This is a genomic window from Arthrobacter sp. UYNi723, from assembly GCF_054057635.1.
In genome coordinates, this window is record NZ_JBSRZM010000001.1 from 385,387 (window position 1) to 404,602 (window position 19,216).

At 65.2% G+C, this 19,216-nt stretch carries 17 protein-coding genes, 1 tRNA gene and 1 pseudogene; 13 read left to right on the forward strand and 6 right to left on the reverse strand.

The features are described 5' to 3' along the window. Nucleotides 1-114 precede the first annotated feature (114 nt). The 5 genes from ACVWY0_RS01770 (at nt 115) to ACVWY0_RS01790 (ending at nt 4,970) form a co-directional block, all read left to right on the forward strand. Nucleotides 115-471 (forward strand): YraN family protein, encoded by a 357-nt coding sequence (locus tag ACVWY0_RS01770; protein ID WP_111909355.1) that lies wholly within the window; start codon nt 115-117, stop codon nt 469-471. Then, a complete protein-coding gene (locus ACVWY0_RS01775) occupies nt 472-2,016 on the forward strand; it encodes a YifB family Mg chelatase-like AAA ATPase (RefSeq protein ID WP_485835175.1) in 1,545 nt (514 codons plus the stop codon). Nucleotides 2,017-2,029: 13 nt separating this feature from the next. Then, entirely contained in the window at nt 2,030-3,214 is a 1,185-nt protein-coding gene (gene dprA / locus ACVWY0_RS01780) for a DNA-processing protein DprA (protein WP_485835176.1), read from the forward strand. 50 nt (nt 3,215-3,264) lie between these two features. Continuing rightward, the gene (locus ACVWY0_RS01785; RefSeq protein WP_485835177.1) at nt 3,265-4,191 is read left to right on the forward strand and encodes a tyrosine recombinase XerC; all 927 of its coding nucleotides are present in this window, start codon (nt 3,265-3,267) and stop codon (nt 4,189-4,191) included. A 275-nt stretch (nt 4,192-4,466) separates the two neighbouring features. Then, the gene (locus ACVWY0_RS01790; RefSeq protein ID WP_056349065.1) at nt 4,467-4,970 is read left to right on the forward strand and encodes a DUF3145 domain-containing protein; all 504 of its coding nucleotides are present in this window, start codon (nt 4,467-4,469) and stop codon (nt 4,968-4,970) included. A gap of 154 nt (nt 4,971-5,124) precedes the next feature. Here ACVWY0_RS01790 and ACVWY0_RS01795 read toward each other — a convergent pair whose 3' ends face one another. The 6 genes from ACVWY0_RS01795 to aceE form a co-directional block, all read right to left on the reverse strand. After that, nucleotides 5,125-6,360, reverse strand: coding sequence for a beta-ketoacyl-[acyl-carrier-protein] synthase family protein (locus tag ACVWY0_RS01795; protein WP_485835178.1), 1,236 nt, complete (start codon nt 6,358-6,360; stop codon nt 5,125-5,127). Between the two features lie 151 nt (nt 6,361-6,511). Beyond that, complete coding sequence (locus ACVWY0_RS01800; RefSeq protein ID WP_009359314.1) at nt 6,512-6,757, reverse strand: acyl carrier protein; 246 nt, start codon at nt 6,755-6,757, stop codon at nt 6,512-6,514. Between the two features lie 81 nt (nt 6,758-6,838). Beyond that, a complete protein-coding gene (locus ACVWY0_RS01805) occupies nt 6,839-7,900 on the reverse strand; it encodes a beta-ketoacyl-ACP synthase III (RefSeq protein ID WP_252565833.1) in 1,062 nt (353 codons plus the stop codon). After that, a complete protein-coding gene (locus ACVWY0_RS01810) occupies nt 7,897-8,826 on the reverse strand; it encodes an ACP S-malonyltransferase (protein WP_485835179.1) in 930 nt (309 codons plus the stop codon). Before ACVWY0_RS01810 ends, ACVWY0_RS01805 begins: the two co-directional genes overlap by 4 nt. Nucleotides 8,827-8,914: 88 nt before the next feature. Continuing rightward, a complete protein-coding gene (locus ACVWY0_RS01815; protein WP_056349053.1) occupies nt 8,915-10,159 on the reverse strand; it encodes a PucR family transcriptional regulator in 1,245 nt (414 codons plus the stop codon). Nucleotides 10,160-10,343: 184 nt separating this feature from the next. Continuing rightward, entirely contained in the window at nt 10,344-13,112 is a 2,769-nt protein-coding gene (gene aceE, locus ACVWY0_RS01820) for a pyruvate dehydrogenase (acetyl-transferring), homodimeric type (RefSeq protein ID WP_485835180.1), read from the reverse strand. A gap of 398 nt (nt 13,113-13,510) precedes the next feature. Between aceE and ACVWY0_RS01825 the strand changes: the two genes are divergently transcribed. From ACVWY0_RS01825 to ACVWY0_RS01860, 8 genes and pseudogenes are all read left to right on the forward strand, one after another. After that, complete coding sequence (locus ACVWY0_RS01825; protein WP_056341561.1) at nt 13,511-13,930, forward strand: DUF3052 domain-containing protein; 420 nt, start codon at nt 13,511-13,513, stop codon at nt 13,928-13,930. Next, a complete protein-coding gene (locus tag ACVWY0_RS01830; RefSeq protein ID WP_485835181.1) occupies nt 13,927-14,421 on the forward strand; it encodes a peroxiredoxin in 495 nt (164 codons plus the stop codon). Before ACVWY0_RS01825 ends, ACVWY0_RS01830 begins: the two co-directional genes overlap by 4 nt. A 6-nt stretch (nt 14,422-14,427) precedes the next feature. Further along, complete coding sequence (locus tag ACVWY0_RS01835; protein ID WP_485835182.1) at nt 14,428-15,348, forward strand: NAD-dependent protein deacetylase; 921 nt, start codon at nt 14,428-14,430, stop codon at nt 15,346-15,348. A gap of 100 nt (nt 15,349-15,448) precedes the next feature. Then, a tRNA-Val gene (locus ACVWY0_RS01840) sits at nt 15,449-15,524 on the forward strand. 138 nt (nt 15,525-15,662) lie between these two features. Further along, a pseudogene (locus ACVWY0_RS01845) lies at nt 15,663-15,947 on the forward strand (GrpB family protein); the annotation flags it as partial. A 66-nt stretch (nt 15,948-16,013) separates the two neighbouring features. After that, nucleotides 16,014-16,304, forward strand: a complete 291-nt coding sequence (locus ACVWY0_RS01850) for a hypothetical protein (RefSeq protein ID WP_141140864.1) — start codon at nt 16,014-16,016, stop codon at nt 16,302-16,304. 265 nt (nt 16,305-16,569) lie between these two features. Beyond that, nucleotides 16,570-17,367, forward strand: a complete 798-nt coding sequence (locus ACVWY0_RS01855; protein WP_485835183.1) for an IclR family transcriptional regulator — start codon at nt 16,570-16,572, stop codon at nt 17,365-17,367. Between the two features lie 214 nt (nt 17,368-17,581). After that, nucleotides 17,582-18,898, forward strand: a complete 1,317-nt coding sequence (locus tag ACVWY0_RS01860) for an MFS transporter (protein WP_485835201.1) — start codon at nt 17,582-17,584, stop codon at nt 18,896-18,898. Nucleotides 18,899-19,216 lie beyond the last annotated feature (318 nt).

The window sequence follows — 19,216 nt, forward strand, 5'->3', positions numbered from 1 at the left end:
ACTGCTCCTCCACAGCCCCGCTGTATTGGGGCGGTTTTCCCGGGTTGCCCACATACGCGAATAGCCTGCTGTCCTCCGCTGTCCTGCCACTGCAGGCTGGTTGCGGAGGTAGAAATGAAATCCAAAGACCTGTTGGGCCGGCGCGGCGAGGAGCTCGCGGCCGGCTATCTTGAATCGCTCGGCATGCTGGTGGTGGAACGCAACTGGCGCTGCACCGAAGGTGAAATAGACATTGTGGCCCTAGACGGGGACGCCCTGGTCATCGCAGAGGTGAAAACCCGCCGTTCCCTGGACTACGGGCACCCGTTCGAAGCCGTGGGGCCGGACAAACTCGCCCGGCTGCATCGGCTTGGTTCGGCATGGTGCCGGGACCGGGAGCTGCGGATGCCGCTACGGCGCGTGGACGTCATCGCCGTGGTGGACGACGGCGGCGGCGAACCCCTGGTGGAACACCTCAAGGGGGTGGGGTAGATGGCGCTGGGCCGGGCCTACTCCGTGGCGCTGGTGGGATTGAACGGGTACATCGTCGAGGTAGAAGCCGATATTGGCCAGACCCTGCCGGCATTCGTAATCCTGGGCCTCCCGGACGCCGCCCTCAACGAGGCCAAGGAACGCATACGTTCCGCGGCCAAGAATTCCGGAATTCCGCTGAGCCGGCGGAAGATCACGGCCAACCTCATCCCTGCGTCGCTGCCCAAACGCGGTTCGGGCTTCGACCTTGCCGTGACCATGGCAGTCCTGAGGGCCGCAAATGACATCAAGCCCACCGGCCGGACCGTCTTCATCGCCGAACTTGGGTTGGATGGCCGGTTACGGCCGGTGCGCGGCATCCTGCCGGCAGTGATGGCGTCGGTGCAGGCCGGCTATCCGGACGTGGTGGTCGCGCACGCCAACCTCGGCGAAGCATCGCTGGTCCCCGGAGCCAACGTCAAGGGGTACCGCACGCTGGCGCGGCTGGCGCTCGATTTCGGTGCAGACCCGCAAGAGCTCGCACTGGACTTCGAGCCGGAGGACGAGGCCGGTCACGGGGACTCCGAACCGGGGGCTCAGACCGTTCCTGACATGGCCGACGTCTCCGGCCAGGGCGAAGCCAGGCGTGCACTCGAGGTGGCCGCTGCCGGGGCCCACCACCTGCTCCTGACCGGACCCCCGGGTGCGGGCAAGACCATGCTGGCCGAAAGACTTCCCGGTCTCCTGCCGGACCTTGCCGACAATGAGGCCATGGAAGTCACTGCCATCCACTCCCTCTGCGGCCTTCCCTCATCCGCCGTTCAGCTTGTGCGGCGGCCGCCGTTCGAAAACCCGCATCATTCGGCCACAGCCGCCGCCATTATCGGCGGGGGATCGGGGTTGCCGCGCCCGGGTGCGGCGTCGCGGGCACACCGCGGTGTCCTGTTCCTGGACGAGGCCCCGGAGTACGAACGGCGCGTCTTGGACGCCCTCCGCCAGCCCCTGGAGAGCGGGGAGCTGGTCATTCACCGCTCGGCAGGAACGGCAGCCTACCCTGCCCGGTTCCAGCTGGTCCTTGCCGCCAACCCCTGTCCCTGCGGCAAGGCTTCGGGAAAGGGCCTGGACTGCACGTGTACGCCCATGATGCGACGCCGCTACGTGGCCAGGATGTCCGGTCCGCTGCTGGACCGGGTGGATATCCAGCTGCAGGTGGAGCGCGTGTCACTGGCCGACTTCGGCCAGGCGGGCGCCGAAGAAGACACAGCCGCCGTGGCACGGAGGGTCGGCGATGCACGCTGGCGGCAGGCCGAACGGCTGCAGCCGCTGGGAATGGAAACGAACTCGCAGGTGCCCGGCCGGATTCTGCGCGGCGCCCTGCGGTTGCCGGCCGGCGCCACGCGGATCCTGGACCACTCACTGGAGCGGGGCGTGCTGACCGCCAGGGGCTATGACAGGGTTCTCCGGCTGGCCTGGACCCTGGCGGACCTGTCGCACCGCGACGTGCCCGACACCAACGACATCGGCCAGGCCCTTGGCCTCCGGCAGGCTGCCTCGGCAGCTGCGTGAAGGAAGAAACCACATGGACAACGAACGGATCGCCCGGGCCGCCCTGTCGCGGCTCATGGAACCGCAGGACGCGGCCGGACTGGCCCTCGTACAGGCCACCGGCGCACCCGACGCCTTGAAAATCGCCACGGGCCAGGCGGCCGCCGGCCCGGCACTGGAGCGGGAGATCAGCGGACTGCTGGCGAACAACGGCGCCGGAACCAGCTGGGCGGGGATGACTACCTCCCTCAAACGCTGGGCTCCCCGCATTCCGGATCTGGCGCCCGAGCGTGACCTGGCCACCATGGCACGCCTTGGCGGCCGGCTGATTATCCCGTCGGATGATCTCTGGCCTGCCCAGCTCGGGGACCTTGGGATGCAGGAGCCCATCTGTCTGTGGTGGCGGGGCCTGGAACAGGAGCTTCCCGGTCCGGCCCGGAGCGTGGCGCTGGTGGGGTCCCGCGACAGCACCAGCTACGGCGCCTCGGTGACCGGGGACCTCGCCTACTCCCTGGCTCAGCGGGGCTTCACCGTGGTGTCCGGGGGCGCGTACGGCATCGACGCCCACGCGCACCGGGCAGCACTGGCCGGGGGATCAGCGGCGGTGCCTACCATCGCGCTGATGGCTGGTGGTGTGGACCGGTTCTACCCGTCCGGGAATGAGGATCTCCTGCGGGCGGTCTGCAACCAGGGAGCGGTGCTCGCAGAGGTGCCGCCGGGGTCGGCGCCCACTCGCTACCGCTTTCTCCAACGGAACAGGCTGATCGCGGCCTTGGCCGCTGTGACGGTGGTGGTGGAAGCGCGCTGGCGGTCCGGTGCGCTGAACACGGCCCACCACGCGGAGACGCTTGGCCGGGCGGTGGGAGCTGTGCCGGGGTCCGTGCACAGCGCCAACTCCGCCGGCTGCCACCGTCTACTCCGGGATGGCGGGGCTGTCTGCGTGACTGACGCCGCGGAGATCGCCGAACTGGCCTCCCCAAGCGGCGTGGGGCTTGCGGCGCCCGGGACAGCGCATGCGGCCGACCATGACGGACTGACCCTGGAGGATCTGATCCTTCTTGACGCCCTGCCGCTGCGGTCCACCACGTCCGTGGACAAGCTCTGCGCAGTTGCCGGCCTCAGTGCGGACTCCGTGCGGGCCGGGTTGGGCAGGCTAGGCCTGCTGGGTCTCGCAGCTTCAGAAAGGGGAGGCTGGAAACGGGCCAAGGAATTAGCGTAGTTGCCTGTGTCCGGCACGGGATTCCCGCGGAGTTCTGGGACAGTGGAACAGTGCAGAATCAGGAACTGTCCCGGGCGTTTGAGCAGGCACTCGCAGACTTCGGCAGATACCTGACCGCCGAGCGGGCCCGGTCCGGGCATACGCTTCGGGCATACCTGTCCGATCTTCGAAGCCTCCTGGAATACGCCGCCTCCGAGGGCGTCACGGATCTGCCGGAACTGGAGCTGGGCACTCTCCGACGCTGGCTCGGGGCGCAGAGCCAGGCCGGGATATCCCGGGCCACCCTTGCGCGGAGATCGGCTACAGCGCGTTCCTTCACCACGTGGGCCATGCGGGAAGAGCTCATCGAGACCGATCCTGCCCTCCGTCTCAGGGCTCCCAAAGCGGAAAAGTCACTGCCCGGGGTGCTGCAGTCCCAACAACTCCTCAGGCTGCTGAACAGTCTGGAAGAAACCGCGGCTGACGGGTCACCGGTTCCGGTGCGTAACCGGGCCATGGTGGAGCTCCTATACGCCACAGGGCTGCGGGTGGGGGAGCTGGCCGCCTTGGATGTGGACGATCTCAACCCGGACCGCCGGACCCTACGGGTGGTCGGCAAGGGCAACAAGGAACGGACGGTTCCCTACGGCGTCCCGGCAGCTGTAGCGGTCGACGACTGGCTCCGCAGGGCCAGGCCGCTCCTGGCGACGGGCCACAGCGGACCGGCGCTTTTCCTGGGCGCCAGAGGAAACCGTGTTGACCAGCGTCAGGTCAGGACCGTGGTGAATGCTCTCTTCGAAGCTTTGGGCGACACCTCAGCAACCGGTCCGCACGCGCTAAGGCATACTGCGGCAACGCACCTGCTCGATGGCGGCGCGGATCTTCGTGCGGTCCAGGAAATCCTGGGCCACAGCAGCCTCGCCACCACGCAGATCTACACCCATGTGTCCGTTGAGCGGCTCCGGACCAGCTACCGGCAGGCCCATCCCCGGGCCTGAGAGCCGGGGATTCCCGCCAACGCGGGGTAATTCTAGGACCCTGTCACCTGTGGCGAATCGCACTGGCGTAATTACGCGGCGTACGGCACAATAAGAGTCACGTCCGGCAACTTTCAAGGTTCGCTTGAAGCTATTTCGCTTCGCGCGTCACCCGCAAGTCCGGACACAGCTTAATAATCAGGCAGGGAACACCGCCGCTGGAACATACAGCACCGGGCAGTTTCATTCAGGCAGAGGTCGTTGGGGAAGACGTACCTACAGCTATGGAGGATGGAATGTCTGTTGCAATGACCCGCGGTGTGCTGTTTGTTCACTCAGCCCCTACAGCACTGTGCCCGCACGTTGAGTGGGCCATTGGATCCGTCGTGGACAAGCGGACGGATCTAGAGTGGACCCCTCAGCCTGCCGCGCCCGGAATGTTCCGCGCCGAGCTCTCCTGGACAGGAACCCCGGGCACCGGATCGCTGCTGGCATCCTCCCTTCGCGGCTGGGCCCATCTTCGCTACGAGGTCACCGAAGAGCCGAGCCAGGGCGTTGACGGCGGCCGCTGGTCGCATACCCCCGAATTGGGAATCTTCCACGCCACGACGGATGTCCACGGCAACATCATGGTCTCAGAGGACCGCATCCGTTACGCCTACGAATCGGGCGCCGGCGATCCTTCCGCCGTGTACCACGAGCTCTCCCTGGCCCTGGGTGAGGCGTGGGACGAGGAACTCGAGCCGTTCCGCCACGCAGCCGAGGGCGCACCGGTCCGCTGGCTGCACCAGGTGGGCTGACCGCCGTCGGACATCACTCTGTCGTATTTCCTCTCCGCTGTCCCGGCAGAAGCCGTGCCGGATCGGAATGCGGCGCTCCATAGCAAAAGCAGAGGCCCCGCCACATGGCGGGGCCTCTGCTTCGACTGCGGTACTTGCTGTTCCCGCGCTGCTGTTAGATGCTGCGGACAGCGATCACGGCGTTGTGGCCGCCGAAGCCGAACGAGTTGCTCAGCGCCACGATGTCGCCTGCCGGCAGATCCCTCGCCGACGTGACGACGTCGAGCGGGATCTCCGGGTCCTGGTTCTCGAGGTTGATGGTGACCGGGGCCTTGCGGTGGTACACGGCCAACACGGTGAGTACTGCCTCCACGGCACCGGACGCGCCCAGCAGGTGGCCCATCTGTGACTTGGTGGCGGACACTGCGACGTTGTCGAGGTGGTTCCCCAGCGATGCGCGGAGGGCCGTGTACTCGGGCTTGTCACCTACGGGAGTGGAGGTGGCGTGCGCGTTGACGTGGACAACGTCCTCGGCCTGGATCCGGCCGTCGAACATGGCTGCCTTCAGCGCGCGGGTGGCGCCCAGGCCCTGCGGGTCCGGGGCGGTGATGTGGTAGGCATCGGCCGTCACGGAGGTGCCGGCCAGTTCGGCGTAGATGCGGGCGCCGCGGGCAATGGCATGCTCCTCAGCCTCGAGCACCAGCGCACCGGCGCCTTCGCCCATCACAAAGCCGTCACGGCCCAGATCGTAAGGGCGTGAGGCGCCCTGGGGATCATCGTTGCGGCGGGAGAGCGCCTGCATGGACGAGAACGCGGCCAGGGGCATGGGGTGGATGGCCGCTTCGGCGCCGCCGCACATCACCACGTCGGCCTTGCCGGAGCGGATCAGCTCCAGGCCCAGGTGAAGGGCCTCGGTGCCCGACGCGCAGGCCGAAACGGGGGTATGGGCGCCAGCACGGGCGCCAAGGTCAAGGCTGACGGCTGCTGCGACGCCGTTGGGCATCAGCATGGGCACCGTCATGGGCAGGACGCGGCGCGGGCCTTTTTCCTTCAAGGTGTCCCACGCGTCCAGCAGGGTCCAGACGCCGCCGATGCCGGTGGCGAAGGCGACCGCAAGGCGGTCGGGATCAATTTCGGTGATGCCGGAATCGGCCCAGGCTTCACGGGAAGCGATGACGCCGAACTGGGTGGACGGGTCCATCCGCTTGGCCTCAACGCGGCTCAGGACCTCCAGCGCCGGAGTGGAGCAGCGGGCCGCGAAATGGACCGGCAGTTCGTACTTGGCGACCCATTCGTCTTCCAGCGTGCGGGCACCGGAGACCCCCTTCAGCGCGTTGTTCCACATGGTGGGTACGTCGCCGCCGATGGGCGTGGTAGCACCCAGACCGGTAATGACTACTTTGCGTGTCATTGGATCACTCTCTGTCGGTGGGCAGGCCGATCCGGTTGTCCGGCGGGGTCCCGCGTGTGGGGCAGTTGGCTGCCGAAAAATGTGGTGGACTGCCGGTCCGGCCTGAGCACGGACCGGCAGTCCAGTCAGCCATAAGGGGCTGAAGCCTTGGCTAGGCCTGAGCGCCGGCGATGAAGCTGACGGCGTCGCCCACGGTCTTGAGGTTCTTGACCTCTTCGTCCGGGATACGCACGCCGAACTTCTCTTCGGCGTTGACCACGATGGTCATCATGGAGATGGAGTCGATGTCCAGGTCCTCGGTGAAGGACTTGTCCAGTTCCACAGCCTCGGGGGCAAGGCCGGTTTCTTCGTTGACGATTTCAGCCAAGCCGGCCAGGATCTCTTCGTTGCTAGCCATTGATGGCTCCTTTTCTTGTTATTGCCGGCAGGGGATGCCGGAAACGGTGCAGTCCGCGGATGCGGCCTGTATGGGGCGTTCCTAAGGAAGGACGATTACCTGGGCACCGAAGACCAACCCGGCGCCGAAGCCGATCTGGAGTGCGAGGCCGCCGCTGAGCTCAGGGTTTTCCTTGAGCAGGCGGTGGGTGGCCAGAGGGATGGAGGCCGCCGAGGTGTTTCCGGCATCGGCGATGTCCCGGGCCACGGTGACGGATTCGGGAAGTTTCAGTTTCTTGACCATCTCGTCGATGATCCGCATGTTGGCCTGGTGCGGGATGAACGCAACAAGGTCCTCAGCCTGGACACCAGCGGCCTCCAAAGCTTGCTGTGCCATCTTGGCCATTTCCCAGACCGCCCAGCGGAAGACGGTCTGCCCGTCTTGGCGGAGTGTCGGGTAGAGCTCCTGCGCCTCTTCGAGCAGGGCAAAGTCGCCGGGCTCGTCGGACTGGCGGGCCGCCATGCTGAGGTCGCGGACATCCAGCATGGAACGCGTCATGCCGATGGCGTCCCACTTGCTTCCGTCCGAACCCCACACCGAGGGTCCGATTCCGGGGGTGTCCGAGGGGCCGATCACAACAGCGCCCGCGCCGTCGCCCAGCAGGAAGGAGATGGTGCGTTCCCGGTTGTCGATGACGTCGGAAAGCTTCTCCGCGCCAACCACCAACACGTACGTGGCCGTGCCGGCGCGGACCAAGGCATCAGCCTGGGCGATGCCGTAGCAGTACCCGGCGCAGGCGGCCGAGATATCGAAGGCCGGAGCCGGCGTCGCACCGATGCGGTCAGCCAGGGCGGCGGCAGCGGACGGCGTGGCGTACGGGTGGGTGACGGTGGAAACGATGACGGCGCCCAGCTGGGAGGCTTCGATGCCTGCTTGCTGCAGGGCCTCCCGGGCTGCGCCCTCGGCCATATCGATGACGCTGACGTCGGCAGCGGCCCGGTGACGGGTCACGATGCCGGTCCGCTGGCGGATCCATTCGTCCGAGGAATCAATCCACTGGCAGACGTCGTCGTTGGTGACGATGACATCAGGCCGGAATGCCCCGAGGCCGATGATGCGGCTGTATTCGTTGACGGGAACCTGTTTCAGCGTGGGAACGCTCATGCATCTCCCTCCAGTTCTGCGAAGAGTGCCAGTGCGGCCGTGAGGTCGTCCGGGGTTTTGACTGCAACGGTCTTGACTCCGGGCATGCCGCGCTTGGCGAGCCCGGCCAGGGTGCCGGCGGGGGCCAGCTCAATGACACCGGTGACGCCGCGCTGCACAAGGGTTTCCATGCAGAGGTCCCAGCGGACCGGCCGGGAGACCTGCGCGATGAGGCTCTCGACGGCGGCGCCGCCGTCGGTCACTTCCCGGCCGTCAAAGTTGGACAGCAGGGGCACCTGCGGCTTCTGCGGTTTGAGGCCCGGCTTGAGCGCCTCGAGGGCGCTCACGGCGGGGAACATGTGGGAGGTGTGGAACGCCCCGGCCACCTTCAGCGGGATGACACGCGCCCTGGCCGGCGGGTTGTCCGCCAGGGCTTTGAGCTGTTCGAAAGTTCCGGCTGCCACGGTCTGGCCCGCGCCGTTGACGTTGGCCGGTGTAGCGCCGGTGGCCTCGATGGCGGCCAGGACCTCTGCAGGGTCCCCGCCCACCACGGCACTCATGCCGGTGGGGGTTACGGCAGCGGCGGCGGCCATGCTGTTGGCGCGTTCACGGACGAACGTCATGGCTTCCTGCTCGGTGAGCACGCCGGCGAGGGCCGAGGCGGTGATTTCACCGACGGAGTGGCCGGCAAGGATCACGGGAAGCGTGCCGAGTTCGACGTCGAACAGCGACTTTGCGGCCACCAGCCCGGCGGCAACAATCAGGGGCTGCGCAACGGCGGTGTCCTTGATGGTGTCCTCGTCAGAGGTGGTCCCGTGGGCTGTCAGGTCGATGCCTGCGATCTCACTGAGGGAGGCCAGATGGCCTGCTACCGAAGGCAGTTCCAGCCAAGGGGCCAGAAAACCCGGGGTCTGTGAGCCCTGTCCAGGGCAGACTATTGCAAGCACGTATCCAGCTTTCCAAATTATGGGGTCATCCAGCGGTGTTTCACTGCACCAAGCTCAAGGGGTCAGATTGTAGGAAGTCTACAACGACTCACGGCTGATTCCGCGCCGGATGACGCTCCGCCGGGGCTTTTGGCGGCGCCGAAAGCCGCCCGACAACCAACGCCGCCTGCAGCACAAACGCCTCCCGGGGGAGCAGCGGATCCCAGCCCGTGACGTCGCAGACGCGCTTGAGCCGGTACCTGACGGTGTTGGCGTGGACAAACAATTCGCGGGCAGTCGCCTCAAGGGAATGGCCCAACTCCAGGTAGGTGCCCAAGGTCTCGACCAGCCCGTTGGAGGCGGCGACAAGCGGACGGTAGATGTTCTTCACCAGGGAACGGCGCGCCGCTTCGTCACCGGAGATGACGCGTTCCGGCAACAGGTCATCGGCGGCCACGGGCCGGGGAGCGGCGGGCCACGCCCTTGCCGCGGTCAGGCCGGCAAAGGCAGACTGCGCTGAGCCGCTGGCCTCCAGCAGGGAGCCGGCTTCCGGACCGTAGACCACCGGGCCGGGGGCGAACATTTCGCTGAGTTTCAGGTATGCGGTCTCGCGGTCCTGGACGCCGCCAAGGATCAGGATCAGCCGGTCGCCCTGGATGCCCACCAACGCATCCTCGGCGTAGCGGCCTGCCAGGCGGCGCAGTTCGCTGACGTAGCTGGCACTGGGTTCAGACGGCGAATTGCCCACCATCACAGTGAACCTCTCCTGTGCCTTCCAACCCAGTGCGGCGATCCGGGACCGCAGCGCGTCCGTGTTTTCGCCACGGAGGATGGCGTCCACGATCAGCGCTTCCAGCCGCGTATCCCAGGAACCGCGGGACTCGGCCGCCCGCGCGTACACGTCTGCCGCCGCGAAGGCCACTTCCCGTGAGTACCGCAGCACCGCCTCGCGGAGGGAGGGCTGGTCAGCTTCGGGGGCGATGACCGGCACCTGGTCTTCCACCACTTCCACCACGATGCGGATGAGCTGGAGCGCCTTCTGGAGGCTGATGGAGCGCGTCAGCTCGGTGGGGGCCGTCCCAAAAACGTCGGTGAGGATCCACGACGGTGAGCTGGGCCGCTCATACCAGGTGACAAACGCTGCGATGCCGTTTTGCGCCACCATGCCCAGGGCCGAGCGCTCGTCGGAGCTGAGCCGCGAATACCACGGCAGCGACTTTTCCAGCTGGCGAAGGGTGGTGGTGGAGAGCTGGCCCACGCTTGCCCGGAGCTTTTTCAGGGTTTCGGATTTCTCCGGTGTCATGCTGCGCGAGGACGGCTTGCGCTTCACGGGCGGGGTGGTTGGCTCTGGCATCCTACGAGCATACGGTGCTTGCCCGGCAAGCTCCATTTGTGCAAAGGCTACAACGTTGTTGGACCTGCATCACAGGCGGCCTCCTGTCCGGAAAGGCAGGGGGACGACGACGGCGACCCTCGCCTTTTCGGTGAGGGTCGCCGTCGTCGTTCATTTCCGCTGACAGCAGGTCAGCGGGAGTTGATCAGGACTCGCCCCCCGCGTTGCCGGTGGAACCGGCGTTGACGTTGTGCAGCTTGTACTTCTCGATTGCCTGGGCCGGGGCCTGGGCATCAACTTCGCCGCGGCGCGCCAGCAGTTCCAGGGAACGGACCACGATGGAGTGGATGTCGTTCTTGAAGAAGCGGCGGGCAGCTGCGCGGGTGTCGGAGAAGCCGAAGCCATCCGCACCCAGCGTGGCGAACTCGTTCGGCACAAACTGGCGGATCTGGTCCGGGACGGCCTTCATGTAGTCCGAGACCGCAACCACGGGCCCTGTGGCACCGGCAAGCTGCTGGGTCACAAACGGAACACGGGCGGGCTTGCCCGGGTTCAGGAACGCCTCTTCCTCGGCGGCCATGCCGTCGCGGCGCAGTTCGTTCCAGGACGTGACGGACCAGACGTCGGCGGAGACGCCCCAGTCCTCGGCGAGCAGCCGCTGGGCATCGATGGCCCAGGGAACCGAGACGCCGGAGGCCAGGATCTGGGTCCGGGGACCGTCGATCTTCGCCGGAGCCAGGAGGTAGATGCCCTTGAGGACACCTTCCACGTCGAGCTCTTCGGGTTCTGCCGGCTGGGAGATGGGCTCGTTGTAGACCGTGATGTAGTACATCAGGTTCCGGTCAGCCGAATCGGGCCCGTACATGCGCTCGATGCCGTCCCGGATGATGTGGCCCATCTCGTACCCGTATGCGGGGTCGTAGGTGACCACTGCCGGGTTCGTGGAGGCCAGCAGCGGGGAGTGGCCGTCGGCGTGCTGGAGGCCTTCGCCGGTCAGCGTGGTCCGCCCGGCAGTGGCGCCGATGATGAACCCGCGGGCCATCTGGTCCCCGGCGGCCCAGAAAGCGTCGCCGGTGCGCTGGAAACCGAACATGGAGTAGAACACGTACACCGGGATCAGCGGTACGCCGTGCGTGGCGTAGGCGGTGCCGGCGGCGGTGAACGCCGCGACTGCGCCTGCTTCGTTGATGCCGGGGTGGATCAGCTGGCCCTGGGCCGATTCCTTGTAGGCCAGGACGAGGTCCCGGTCCACGGATAGGTAGTTCTGGCCCTTGGGGTTGTAGATCTTCGCCGTGGGGAAGAACGCGTCCATGCCGAACGTGCGGGCCTCATCGGGGATGATCGGCGCGATGTGCTTGCCAAAGTTCTTGTCCCGCATAAGGTCCTTGAGGAGCCGGACAAACGCCATGGTGGTGGCCGCCTGCTGCTTGCCGGAACCGCGCTTGGCAACCTCGTACGTTTTTGCCTCGGGGAGGGCGATCTCCTGGTGCTTGGAGCGGCGCTCAGGAACAGAACCGCCCAGCTGGGCGCGGCGTTCCATCATGTACTGGATCTCCGGCGCATCGGTGCCCGGGTGGAAGTACGGAGGCTGGTACGGGTCCTTCTCCAGCTGCTCGTCGGTGACCGGGATCCGCAGGTGGTCGCGGAACTTCTTCAGGTCATCGAGGGTGAGCTTTTTCATCTGGTGGGTCGCGTTGCGGCCCTCGAAGTGGGGTCCGAGTCCGTAGCCCTTGACCGTTTTGGCCAGGATCACGGTGGGCTTGCCCTTGAACTCGGTGGCTGCCTTATACGCGGCGTGGACCTTGTTGTAGTCGTGGCCGCCGCGCTTGAGGTTCCAGATCTCGTCATCGGAAAGGTCCGCGACCATGTCCTTGGTCTGCGGGGTCTTGCCGAAGAAGTGCTCGCGGACGAACCCGCCGGACTCTGCCTTGTAGGTCTGGTAGTCACCGTCCAGGGTCTCGTTCATGATCTTCACGAGGGAGCCGTCGGCGTCCTTGGTGAGCAGGTCATCCCACTCCCGGCCCCAGACGACCTTGATGACGTTCCAGCCCGCGCCGCGGAAGAACGCTTCGAGTTCCTGCATGATCTTGCCGTTGCCGCGGACGGGACCGTCCAGGCGCTGGAGGTTGCAGTTGATCACAAAGTTCAGGTTGTCCAGGTTCTCGTTCGCAGCGAGCTGGAGCAGGCCGCGGGACTCGGGCTCGTCCATTTCGCCGTCGCCCAGGAACGCCCACACCTGCTGGTCCGAGGTGTCTTTCAGGCCGCGGTTGTGCAGGTACCGGTTGGACTGGGCCTGGTAGATCGCGTTCATCGGACCGATGCCCATCGAGACCGTGGGGAACTCCCAGAACTCCGGCATCAGGCGCGGGTGCGGGTAGGAGGAGAGCGCGTGGCCTTCCTTGGACTTTTCCTGCCGGAATCCGTCCAGGTCCTCCTCGGACAGCCGGCCTTCCATGAACGCGCGGGCGTACATGCCGGGGGAGGCGTGGCCCTGGAAGAAGACCTGGTCACCGCCGCCGGGGTGGTCCTTGCCGCGGAAGAAGTGGTTGAAGCCGACCTCGTACAGGGTGGCGGCCCCGGCGTAGGTGGAGATATGCCCGCCCACGCCGATGTTTGGCCGCTGGGACCGGTGCACCATGATGGCGGCGTTCCAGCGCATGTACGCCCGGTACCGGCGCTCGAATTCCTCGTTGCCGGGGAACGGAGCTTCCTGGTCCACCGGGATGGTGTTCACGTAGTCCGTGGTGGTCACCATCGGCACGCCCACGCTCTGGGCGCCGGCGCGCTGCAGCAGGCTCCGCATGATGTATTGGGCACGTTCCGTGCCCTGTTCCCTGATCAGCGCATCCAGGGACTCAACCCATTCGGCGGTCTCTTCCGGATCACGATCAGGCAGCTGGTTTGTCAACCCGCTGAGGATATGGGAGGTATCTTCTCCTGCAGCCACGTCCAACCTCTCTTTGCGCGCATGCATCGGCGCCCACATGCCGGGCAGGGTGACTGTCCGGCATGAATGCGACGTGTGCGACGTATCGGTTACAACAGCCCGGTCATGTGCGCCGGGCAGGGTCCTATCACGCCTATGTCTGCCATTGAGTTCCAGGCGGTCGCCCCGCAGGCATAGTTGTCACCAGTCACTCTAGCTGTGACTCCAGCGCGATGCGTAGCCGCGTCCATGGCGTCCCTGTTGTATTTCGCCGTCATACTGGTTGTGTGACGAAAGCCGCTGCAACGCAGGCTGACGGCGCCGGATGTGACGCAGAATATGGCGGATCGCGGTGGTGGCAGCTTGAAGCGCAGGCACAAAGGGTGTTGGCTGGGAGTAATGGAAATCACTATGCGAATTGCATGTATTAGGCATTGGAGGAACACGTGAGCGAGGCCGACGCCGCCACTTCGGTAAATGTGGCGGAAAAATTGGGTTTCAAAAACGGGGATCTGATTCAGGAGTTCGGTTACGACGACGACGTCGATTTCGACTTACGTGATGATATTGAGGACCTGACAGGGTCCGAGCTCCTGGACGAGGACGACCACGACGTTGTTGACGCCGTCATTTTTTGGTGGCGGGACGGCGACGGGGATCTGGTCGATAGCCTCATGGATTCCCTGACCACCCTGAGTGAAACCGGGGTTGTCTGGGTGTTGACGCCAAAGTCCGGGCGCACCGGGTACGTGTCGCCGGCGGAAATCCAGGAAGCGGCGCCCACTGCGGGCCTTCACCTCACCACCTCCGCAGGTGTGTCAAAGGACTGGAGTGCCACCCGCCTGGTCAGCAGGAAGAACAAGTGACGGCAGCTCTTGCCGTAGCCGGGCAGACTGTTCCGGCGGTGGGGGAGCTTGCCCCGGACTTTGAGCTGGTAAACCAGTTCGGAGAACCTGTCCGGTTATCCACTTTCCGCGGGCAGAACGTTGTGCTGGTGTTTTATCCGTTTGCTTTTTCGGGTGTCTGTACCGGCGAGCTCTGCGAAATCCGGGACAACCTGGCCGCGTTCGAGGATGCCAGGGCCACCGTCCTGGCCGTGTCCGTGGACAGCAAGTTCAGCCTGCGGGCCTATGCCGAGAAGGAAGGCTACGGCTTTGATCTTCTGGCCGACTTCTGGCCGCACGGAGCTGTCGCTACCGCGTATGGAGTCTTCGACCCGGAGAGCGGCATGGCTGGGCGCGGGACGTTCATCATCGATGCAGCCGGAACAATCCGTTACGTCGTGGTGAATCCGCGTGGGAAGGCCCGCGAGCTCGCCGAGTACCAGGATGCTCTGGCAGGTCTGGAACAGGCCTGAGGCCGCATGGACCAGCAGCGGCACGGCATCGGCCTGACAGGCTTCGCCAGCCTGCCGGCCGCTGACTCTGCTGCGCTGTCCAGCGCGGACCTTCAGGGGCTTGAACGCGTCCGGGAGCTGCTGTCCGGCAAGCGGCTGGCGTTACTGACCGGCGCCGGGCTGAGTACCGATTCGGGCATACCGGATTACCGCGGGCCGGACGCCGTGCCACGTTCGCCCATGACGTACCAGGAGTTTGTGAGCGTCGGCGCCAACCGCCAGCGCTATTGGGCGCGGAACCATATCGGCTGGTCCCACTTGCGGCACGCAGATCCAAACCCTGGGCACAATGCGGCCGCAGAACTTGAGCGGCGGGGCCTGCTCACTGGGTTGATCACGCAGAACGTCGACCGGCTGCATGAAGACGCCGGCAGCCGGAATGTCATTGACCTCCACGGCCGTTATGACCGGGTCGTCTGCCTCGATTGCAAGCGCACCTACACGCGCCGCCTGCTGGCCGGGGTGCTCGAAGAACTCAATCCCGGCTTCCTGGCGCGCGTCACAACTTCCGGCCTGGTGGAAATGGCGCCCGACGCCGACGCCACTGTTGAGGACATTGCTCTGATCAGCAGTTTTGTGGTCGCTGCCTGCCCCGCTTGCGGCGGAATGCTCAAGCCCGACTTTGTCTACTTCGGCGAGAACGTGCCCAAAGAACGCGCGGAAGCCGCCTACGCGATGGTGGACAGTGCAGAGGCATTGCTTGTTGCCGGATCGTCGCTGACCGTGATGAGCGGACTGCGGTTCGTCCGTCACGCGGCGAAGGACGGCAAGCCTGTGGTGATCATCAACAGGGGCGATACCCGGGGCGACCAGTACGCCACCATTAAGCTCGACGCAGGCGTCAGCGAGGCACTGACCTGGCTCGCCGCCGAACTCCCCGATCTTTGACCGTTCGGGGCCGATCGTGTCGATTGGCTTTTCGTCCCGCCCGTCGGGTAGAGTTTATGTTCGTTGGTTGACGCGCTGAGGTGCGAAAAACCGGCAGTTTGGGTCTTTAGCTCAGCTGGTAGAGCGCCACGTTTACACCGTGGATGTCATCGGTTCGATCCCGGTAGGACCCACCACCAACCCCGTTGTTCCTGGCCCGAGTGGCCGGGAACGGCGGGGTTTTTGTTTCCCTATGCGGTTCAGGGGCGTAGGGTCGGCCCATAAATGTGAAAGGGGTCGAGTATCTGCGCGGGCGGGATTCCCTTAACGGACGCGTGGAGCTGGAAACGTACATCCCCCAGCTTGAGGCCGTCGGCTTCCTCCACCACCTCCGCGAGCCGGGGTGGTTCGAACACCGCCTGGTGAAGCACAAGGTTCACGAGGTGAATTTGCACGTGTTTACCGCTGGATGCGAGGAAGCAACGCGCATGATCCGGTTTCGGGACTCCCTGCGAAGTAACCAGGACGCCCGGATCGAATACGAGCAGCTCAAACGAAGGCTGGCGGATCAGGAATGGACTTTCATGCAGGACTACGCAGACGCCAAGGGTTCAACTATCCGTGCCCTCCTGGCTCAATACCGCTGGGGCGCCATATTGTCGGTGGCTGTCCCTATCGTTCCCACTATGGAATATGTGGTGGTGAAGACGGCCAAGGACGGCAGCCCGACGGCGGTGGTCAGCAACGGCAGGGAATGGGCCGTCGGTGCCGACGCAGTGAGATGGTTTGAGCGTGTGAGCTGGTGGGAGGCGCAGCGGCGTATGCCCAAAGGTCTGGGCCGCGTGGACGTTGAGGTCTTGCAAGTCCAGGTGCGGCTGGGCCGCAATCCGCAGTCCGCGCTGACCACCATGGTGCTGGAGCGCGACGGCCTTGGTGGCGGCTGGAGGCTGAGGGAATCCGTGGTGGACGTCGCCTGAACCCGGCCGCCAAGGCCACGGCAACTTTCAGGCATTGGAAAACCCTCCACCGCGACTATTGGGGGATGCCGCGGTGGAGGGTCTGAAATGAATATACCGTGAACTTCCTGAAACAAACAAATGCCACGCGGACCAGGGGTGCGTGGCGCGGTGGACGGCGGCTTGGCCGGGCCCTGAATCGCGCCTAAGCCATTATGATGGTTACTGTTCAGCAGAATGAACGCAACTACGCGAAGCGCCCCGGCGTGCCGATCGAAGGAGAATCATGGCCGATTCCCGCACCCCCCGCTCCTCCGAGGGTTTGGGGAGCACATCGCCGGCCCCGGCGGTCACGCGTGCCGCCGCCGTCATGGACGCACTTGCAGCCTCTGCTACCGGACGACTGACGCTGAGCGACCTGGCCCGCGAGCTGGGGATCCCCAAGTCGTCCACGTCCAATTTGTTGCTGGCGTTGGAAGAAGCCAGGCTGATCAGCCGCCAGGGCGCCGAATTTACGCTAGGCCGCAAGCTCGTGGAACTCGGAGCCGCCTATCTCAGCCGGCTCGACGAAGTTCAGGAGTTCTACCGGTTCTGCGAGCAGGCGCCGACCCTTTCCGGGGAGACAGTACGCATAGCCATGCTGGACGGAACCAACGTGATTTATTTGGCCCGCTACGAAGGCCATCCGGCGGTCCGCCTGACGTCCAACATCGGCGACAAGATGCCGGTTTCCCTGTGTGCCGTGGGAAAGGCCCTGATTGCCCGCCTTCATGATCACGACGTCGACGCAATGTTTTCCGATGACGCCCAACTTCCGGTGCTGACCCCGAAGTCCCTCCGCACCGGGGCCGAATTGAAGGCACAGCTCACAACCATCCGTGAACAGGGCTATGCGTTCGAAGATGAGGAATCCACTACTGGAGTGGTCTGCCTGGCTGTGTCGGTGCCTACGCGCGGTGCCCACGGCCCGAGTCTTGGTTTGTCAGTCACGGCCCTTAAGGCCACATACTCTGCGGAGCAGGGTTCCCAGATGGTCAAGGAACTGAACGAGCTGGCGCGGTCTCTGGGCAACCCCATGGGCTGAGTGCGGCGCCCGGACGGCCCTATTTGACGTTCATAACCCCGGTTGTGAACAAAATATCCGTCAACCACTTGCTACGTGTTCAACTTGCTGTACTCTGTTCAACATAGTGATCGACGCCACGGCGTGTCCTCGCTATCCCACCAGGCCAACGGGGGCCTGGAGTGTTTTTGAGGGAGTTCTTGTGACAACTCGTACTAAATCACCGCAGACTGACATGGACGGCGCCGCCGTCGATCCGGAGCAGCTGCGAAGGGCAACTCTTGCCAGCTCAGTAGGCTCCGCACTGGAGTACTACGACTTCTACATCTACGGCCTCGCCTCGGCTTTGATCTTTGGGCCGCTCTTCTTCTCACCGCTGGGGGAAAGTGGCGCCATGATCGCGTCGTTCGCCACCTACGGTGTGGGCTTCGCAGCCCGGCCGTTCGGCGGCATCGTCTTCGGCTACATCGGCGACCGGTTCGGCCGGAAGATGGTCCTGATCCTGACCATCGGCCTGATGGGCATGGCCAGCTTCGCCATCGGGCTCCTGCCCACCTTTGAACAGGCGGGAATGGTCGGCGCAGTGCTCCTGGTGGCCCTTCGGATCCTCCAGGGCCTGGGCGCCGGCGCCGAGCAGGCAGGCGCCACCACCCTGATTTCGGAAGTCGCCCCGCGCCGCCGTCGTGGATTCTTCGCCGCACTGCCGTTCGTTGGCATCCAGCTGGGCACCCTGCTCGGCGCAGGCACCTTCGCCCTGATGGCGCTGGCCGACAAGGAAGTGCTGCAGGGCTGGCTGTGGCGCGTTCCGTTCCTGGCGAGTGTCATCCTGATTGCCATCGCGGTCTTCATCCGGCTCCGGCTCAAGGAAACGCCGGTCTTCCAGGAACTGGAAAAGCACAAAGCCGTGGCCAAGAACCCCGTCGTGCAGATCTGGAAGCACTCGAAGAAGAACGTGCTCATCGGAATCGGCCTGCGGATGGGAGAAAACGGAAACTCCTCCATTTACTCCGCCCTCCTGGTGTCCTTCATCAGCATGCCCGCCGGAATCTTCGCCGGCGACAAGTTCATCGGCCCCACCGGCCTCCTCATTGCCGCTGGATTCGCAGCGGTCATGGTGGTCACCTTCGGCGCCCTTTCCGACCGCTTCGGACGCGTTCCTGTATACCGCTACGGCGCCCTCTTCCAGGCCGTCATCGCCCTGCCGGCCTTCTACCTGGTCACGCTCGGCAACGTCACCCTCGTCTGGGTGGTCATGGTGGTGGGCATTTCACTCGGCGTGCAGTCCATGCTCGGTCCGCAGTGCGCCATGCTGCCGGAACTCTTCGGCTCCCAGCACCGCTTCACCGGCGTGGCGCTGAGCCGTGAACTCTCCGCCGTCCTGGCCGGCGGATTCGCACCCATGATCGGTGTGGCCCTCCTGGCTGCGACCGGCCATTCCTGGCTGGTTCCCGCCATCTACTCCCTGGTCCTGGCGCTGATCTCCTTCGGCACCACCTTCTTCACCCCGGAAACCAACGGCCGGGACCTGCTCCTGGTGGAGGACGCACGCTAGCCGTACCGTACTCACTCTGAAGGTGGCCTCCCCGAAACGGGGAGGCCACCTTCAGGCGTTAATGCCCACGCAGCCAGATGCACCTTCCCAGGGCCACCCACGGCTGGCGGTTCCTGACGACACTACGCCGACGCAACGCCGACACAAAAGAGCCCCTGCTGCGGATTCCTGTTTCCAGGATCCACGGCAGGGGCTCTGTGGTGCGGGCCGGGGCCTGCGCCTTAGGGCCTGCCAGTATTCAACACGCGGCTATTCTGATGCTTCGGGTTTGAGGGTGTAGTTCCATTCGCCGTGCCATTGATGGCGGGTGATGGGAAG